5 protein-coding genes are annotated in these 6,276 nt (G+C 46.5%); all 5 read left to right on the plus strand.

What is annotated here, in order from left to right; genetic code table 11:
* The first annotated feature begins 30 nt into the window (after window positions 1-30).
* The 5 genes from gap to eno all read left to right on the plus strand — a co-directional run bounded on the left by gap (window position 31) and on the right by eno (window position 6,140).
* Complete coding sequence (gene gap, locus TY49_RS18890) at window positions 31-1,038, plus strand: type I glyceraldehyde-3-phosphate dehydrogenase (protein ID WP_041967471.1); 1,008 nt, start codon at window positions 31-33, stop codon at window positions 1,036-1,038.
* 129 nt (window positions 1,039-1,167) lie between these two features.
* The gene (locus tag TY49_RS18895) at window positions 1,168-2,352 is read left to right on the plus strand and encodes a phosphoglycerate kinase (protein ID WP_041967472.1); all 1,185 of its coding nucleotides are present in this window, start codon (window positions 1,168-1,170) and stop codon (window positions 2,350-2,352) included.
* 184 nt (window positions 2,353-2,536) lie between these two features.
* Window positions 2,537-3,298, plus strand: a complete 762-nt coding sequence (gene tpiA, locus TY49_RS18900) for a triose-phosphate isomerase (protein ID WP_041967473.1) — start codon at window positions 2,537-2,539, stop codon at window positions 3,296-3,298.
* Window positions 3,291-4,829: a 2,3-bisphosphoglycerate-independent phosphoglycerate mutase gene (gene gpmI / locus TY49_RS18905; RefSeq protein WP_041967474.1), complete on the plus strand. Its 1,539-nt coding sequence runs from the start codon at window positions 3,291-3,293 to the stop codon at window positions 4,827-4,829. Before tpiA ends, gpmI begins: the two co-directional genes overlap by 8 nt.
* Before the next feature lie 12 nt (window positions 4,830-4,841).
* Entirely contained in the window at window positions 4,842-6,140 is a 1,299-nt protein-coding gene (gene eno, locus TY49_RS18910; RefSeq protein ID WP_041967475.1) for a phosphopyruvate hydratase, read from the plus strand.
* The last annotated feature ends 136 nt before the right edge of the window (window positions 6,141-6,276 follow it).

The following is a 6,276-nucleotide window of genomic DNA, read 5'->3' on the forward strand; positions in this document are numbered from 1 at the left end:
CCTTTATAGGAATCAAAGGAGGAAATACACATGGCAGTAAAAGTTGGTATTAACGGATTTGGTAGAATTGGACGCGTGGTTTTCCGCGCGGCATTGAAAAACCCTAATGTGGAAGTAGTAGCAGTTAACGATTTAACTGATGCAAACATGCTTGCTCATCTTTTAAAATATGACTCAGTTCACGGAACTTTGGATGCAGAAGTAACAGTTGATGGCGATTCAATCGTTGTTGACGGCAAGCGTGTTAAAGTTTTAGCTGAAAGAGATCCTGCTCAACTTGGCTGGGGCGACCTTGGCGTAGAAGTAGTAGTAGAATCTACTGGACGTTTCACTAAGCGCGCAGATGCTGCGAAGCACCTTGAAGCAGGTGCGAAGAAGGTTATCATCTCTGCACCAGCATCTGACGAAGATATCACAATCGTTATGGGTGTAAACGACGACAAGTACGATGCAGCTAATCACCACGTAATCTCTAATGCATCTTGTACTACAAACTGCCTGGCTCCATTTGCGAAAGTATTGAATGACAACTTCGGCATCAAGCGCGGTATGATGACAACAGTTCACTCTTACACAAATGACCAGCAAATTCTTGACCTTCCGCACAAAGACTACCGTCGTGCACGTGCAGCTGCGGAAAACATCATTCCTACAACAACTGGTGCTGCAAAAGCAGTTTCTCTAGTATTGCCTGAACTTAAAGGTAAATTGAACGGTGGAGCAATGCGTGTTCCAACTCCAAACGTTTCACTAGTTGACCTTGTTGTTGAGCTTGAAAAAGACGTAACGGTTGATGAAATCAATGGTGCATTTAAGAAAGCTGCTGAAGGCGATCTTAAAGGAATCCTTGCTTACAGCGAATTGCCGCTAGTATCTGGTGACTACAACGGCAACCCTCACTCTTCAACAATCGATGCACTTTCAACTATGGTAATGGAAGGCAACATGGCGAAAGTCATCTCTTGGTACGACAACGAGTCTGGCTATTCTCACCGTGTAGTTGACCTTGTTGATTTCATCGCTGAAAAAGGTCTGTAAGATAAGATTGGATTAACCATCCATTAACGACTATAATGTAGTGGGATGAAAAGGGGAGCGGGGTAAATTCCCTCTCCTCTTTTTCTGCTTAATCGCGCAATTGCGCTATTCTAAAGGAGGTCTCTAGCCTTGAACAAAAAGACAGTAAAAGATGTGGATGTAAAAGGAAAACGAGTTTTTTGCCGCGTTGATTTCAACGTGCCGATGAAGGATGGGCAGGTAACGGATGAAACAAGAATTCGTGCTGCGCTGCCAACAATCCAGTACCTGGTTGATCAGGGTGCGAAAGTCCTTCTTGCAAGTCACCTTGGCCGTCCAAAAGGGCAGGCTGTTGAAGAATTGCGTTTGACTCCAGTGGCAAAGCGTTTGTCTGAGCTGCTTGGCAAGGATGTAAAGAAAACAGATGAAGCTTATGGTGAGTCTGTAAAATCCGAAATCGACAGCATGAACGAAGGCGACGTCCTGCTTCTTGAGAATGTCCGCTTCTATCCTGGCGAAGAGAAAAACGATCCTGAACTGGCAAAAGCATTTGCAGAGCTGGCTGATGTTTATGTGAATGACGCATTTGGAGCAGCACACCGTGCGCACGCTTCAACTGAAGGCATCGCTAAGCACCTTCCTGCCGTATCAGGCTTTTTGATGGAAAAAGAACTTGATGTTCTTGGAAAAGCATTGTCAAATCCAGAGCGCCCTTTCACAGCAATCATCGGCGGCGCGAAGGTTAAAGACAAGATCGGCGTAATTGACAACCTATTGGAACAAGTAGATAACCTGATTATCGGCGGCGGACTTGCTTATACTTTCGTAAAAGCACAGGGCCACGAAGTAGGAAAATCTCTTTTAGAAGAAGATAAAATTGAATTGGCTAAGGGATTCATGGAAAAAGCAAAGGCGAAGGGTGTAAACTTCTACATGCCTGTAGATGCCATCGTTGCTGATGATTTTTCTGCTGATGCGAATACAAAGGTCGTTGCTATTGAGGAAATTCCTGCAGACTGGGAAGCTCTTGATATCGGGCCTAAGACAGCGGAAACCTATCGCGATGTCATTCAAAAGTCTAAATTGGTCATCTGGAATGGACCAATGGGCGTTTTCGAAATCGACAAGTTCGCACAAGGAACAAAAGCTGTTGCACAAGCTTTAGCCGATGCTAATGATACATATTCGGTTATCGGTGGAGGAGACTCTGCAGCAGCTGTTGAGAAATTCAACCTAGCTGAAAAAATGAGCCACATTTCAACGGGCGGCGGTGCTTCCCTTGAGTTCATGGAAGGCAAACAGCTGCCAGGCGTAGTGGCATTGAACGATAAGTAAGTTTTGATTCTCTAAAGATTAGCAAGGCGGTGCCGGAAGCAGTGTAAGGGTGCGGATCCTGACCGCTGTGGTCCTAGCCGCTCTTGCAAAGATAAAATAGTTTAGCCCAACATCCAGAGGGAACTTTTTTTAATAAAGCATAACAACGCTGTGTAAAACAGCAATTTTGAAAGGAAGTGTCAGCATGCGAAAACCTATCATTGCAGGTAACTGGAAAATGCATAAAACGCTGCCTGAAGCAAAGGATTTTATCGAAAAAGTGAGCGGTCTTGTTCCTTCAACGGACAAGGTTGAATCTGTTGTTTGTGCTCCAGCTTTGTTCCTTGGACAGCTTGTTGAGCTAACACAGAATTCAGACGTTGAAATCGGTGCGCAAAACATGCACTTCGAAGAAAGCGGTGCTTTTACAGGCGAAGTCAGCCCGAAAGCATTGCAGGATATCGGTGCAAAATACGTGATCATCGGACACTCTGAACGCCGTGAAATGTTCAATGAAACGGATGACACAGTGAATAAAAAGACTTTGTCTGCATTCAAATACAATTTGACACCTATCGTTTGCTGCGGCGAAACGCTTGAACAGCGTGAAAATGGCGAAACAAATGAATTTGTTGGCGGCCAAATCAAAGCAGGTCTAAATGGCCTTACAGAACAGCAGGTTAAGCAAACGGTCATCGCTTATGAGCCAATCTGGGCGATTGGAACAGGCAAATCTTCTACAGCTGAAGATGCGAACGAAACTTGCGCGCACATCCGCAAGGTAATCGCAGAGCAATTTTCACCAGAAGTGGCTGAAGCAGTCCGCATCCAGTACGGCGGCAGCGTGAAGCCGGCTAACATCAAGGAATACATGTCACAGCCTGACATCGACGGCGCATTGGTCGGCGGAGCAAGCCTTGAGACAGATTCCTTCTTGCAGCTATTGGAGGCAGGTAGTAATGAGTAAAAAGTCACCAACAGCTTTGATCATTCTGGATGGCTTCGCGCTGCGTGGCGAACGGATGGGAAATGCCGTTGCCCAGGCGAAAAAGCCGAATTTTGACCGCTATTGGAACCACTTTCCGCATGCACAGCTGATTGCGAGCGGAGAAGCGGTCGGCCTGCCAGAGGGCCAAATGGGTAACTCAGAGGTTGGGCACCTGAACATCGGTGCTGGCCGTATCGTTTATCAGAGTCTTACTCGCGTGAATATTTCGATTCGTGAAGGCGAATTTGAAAAAAATGAAACCTTCCATGCAGCGATCAAGCATGCTAAGGAAAAAGGCACTGCCCTTCACTTGATGGGCTTGCTGTCTGACGGCGGCGTGCATAGCCACATTGAGCACATGTTTGCTTTGTTGAAGCTTGCTGCCAGCGAAGGCCTGGAAAAGGTATACGTACATGGCTTCCTTGACGGACGCGATGTCGGACCGAAAACGGCGCCAGGCTATATTGAACAAACGTTAGAAAAAATGAATGAAATCGGTGTCGGTGAATTTGCTACGATTTCTGGGCGATACTATTCTATGGACCGCGATAAGCGCTGGGAACGTGTGGAGAAATCCTACCGTTCAATGGTATACGGCGACGGACCTACGTACTCGAACCCAATGGAATTGATCGAAGATAACTATAATAACGGGATCTTTGATGAATTCGTTGTCCCATCTGTGCTTGTGCGCCCGGATGGTTCACCGGTTGCGACGGTCCAGAACGACGATGCTGTGATTTTCTACAACTTCCGTCCTGACCGCGCAATCCAGATTTCAAACACTTTTACAAATAAAGACTTCCGTTCATTCGACAGAGGCGAAGCTCATCCTGAGAACCTTCACTTCGTATGCTTGACACACTTCAGTGAGACCGTTGACGGATATGTGGCGTTCGAGCCATCTAACCTAGATAACACTGTCGGTGAAGTGATTTCACAGGCTGGCATGACTCAGCTTCGAATTGCTGAAACGGAAAAATATCCGCATGTAACGTTCTTCATGAGCGGCGGACGTGAGCAGGAATTCCCTGGCGAAAAGCGGATTTTGATCAACTCGCCTAAGGTTGCAACATATGACTTGCAGCCTGAGATGAGCGCTAATGAAGTAACAGATGCATTGATCAAGGAAATCGAAGCGGATAACTTCGATGCGATTTTATTGAACTTTGCAAACCCTGACATGGTTGGACACTCAGGCATGCTTGAGCCGACGATCCAGGCTATTGAAACAGTTGACGAGTGCCTTGGTCGCATCGTTGACCTGATTGTTTCAAAAGGCGGAACAGCGATCATCACTGCTGACCACGGAAACGCAGATGAAGTCGTGACGCTTGAAGGAAACCCAATGACAGCCCACACGACAAATCCGGTGCCTGTCATTGTAACGAAAGAAGGCGCAGAGCTTCGTGAAGATGGAATCCTCGGCGACCTTGCTCCAACTATATTAGAATTACTAGGACTGGATAAGCCAGCCGAAATGACAGGAACATCATTAATTAAAAAATAAGGAGAGATTACTATGCCATTCATTACAGACGTATATGCACGTGAAGTATTAGATTCCCGCGGTAACCCAACAGTTGAGGTAGAAGTTTTCACAGAATCAGGCGCATTCGGACGCGCGCTAGTTCCAAGTGGTGCTTCAACTGGTGAATACGAAGCAGTTGAACTTCGTGACGGCGACAAAGGCCGCTACCTTGGCAAGGGTGTTTTAAAAGCAGTTGACAACGTGAACGAAATCATCGCTCCATTCCTTGTTGGCGAAGAGTTCAACGTTCTTGACCAGAACGGAATCGACATGGCGCTAATCGAATTAGATGGCACTGAAAACAAAGGCAAGCTGGGCGCTAACGCAATCCTTGGCGTTTCCATGGCTGTTGCACACGCTGCTGCAGACTACCTTGACCTTCCTTTATACCAATACCTTGGCGGATTCAACTCCAAGCAGCTACCAGTTCCAATGATGAACATCGTTAACGGCGGCGAGCACGCTGACAACAACGTGGACATCCAGGAATTCATGGTAATGCCTGTTGGCGCTGAAAACTTCCGTGAAGCACTTCGCATGGGTGCGGAAATCTTCCACAGCCTGAAGTCAGTTCTAAAAGACAAAGGCTTGAACACAGCTGTAGGTGACGAAGGCGGATTCGCTCCAAACCTAGGATCAAACGAAGAAGCACTTCAAACAATCGTAACTGCGATCGAAAAAGCAGGCTACAAGCCAGGTGAGCAAATCATGCTAGCTATGGACGCTGCATCTTCTGAGTTCTTCAACAAAGAAGACGGCAAGTACCATCTTTCTGGCGAAGGCGTAGTTAAAACATCTGCAGAAATGGTAGACTGGTACGAAGAAATGGCTTCTAAGTACCCAATCATCTCAATCGAAGACGGTTTGGATGAAAATGACTGGGAAGGCCACAAATTATTGACTGAGCGCCTTGGCGGAAAAGTTCAGCTTGTTGGTGACGACTTGTTCGTAACAAACACGAAGAAGCTTTCACAAGGTATCGAGCAAGGCGTTGGCAACTCAATCCTGATCAAAGTTAACCAAATCGGTACTTTGACAGAAACCTTCGACGCAATCGAAATGGCACAGCGCGCAGGCTATACAGCAGTAATCTCTCACCGTTCTGGTGAAACAGAAGATTCAACAATCGCTGACATCGCTGTTGCAACAAACGCTGGCCAAATCAAGACTGGTGCACCATCACGTACAGACCGCGTAGCGAAATACAACCAGCTTCTTCGCATCGAAGACCAGCTTGGCGAAACAGCTCGCTTCAACGGAATCAAATCTTTCTACAACCTTAAGAAGTAATTTTACAAGGTAGAACGCCATTGTGGCGATTCAACCCTGTAATACCAGGACGCCGGTGGCATGACGATGCTGCCGGCGTTTTTTGTTGAATCAAAGCAAGTGGACATAAATATAGATAGATAGGACATTAGTGTTT

It is taken from the genome of Mesobacillus selenatarsenatis SF-1, assembly GCF_000813125.1.
Classification (GTDB): domain Bacteria; phylum Bacillota; class Bacilli; order Bacillales; family Cytobacillaceae; genus Mesobacillus; species Mesobacillus selenatarsenatis.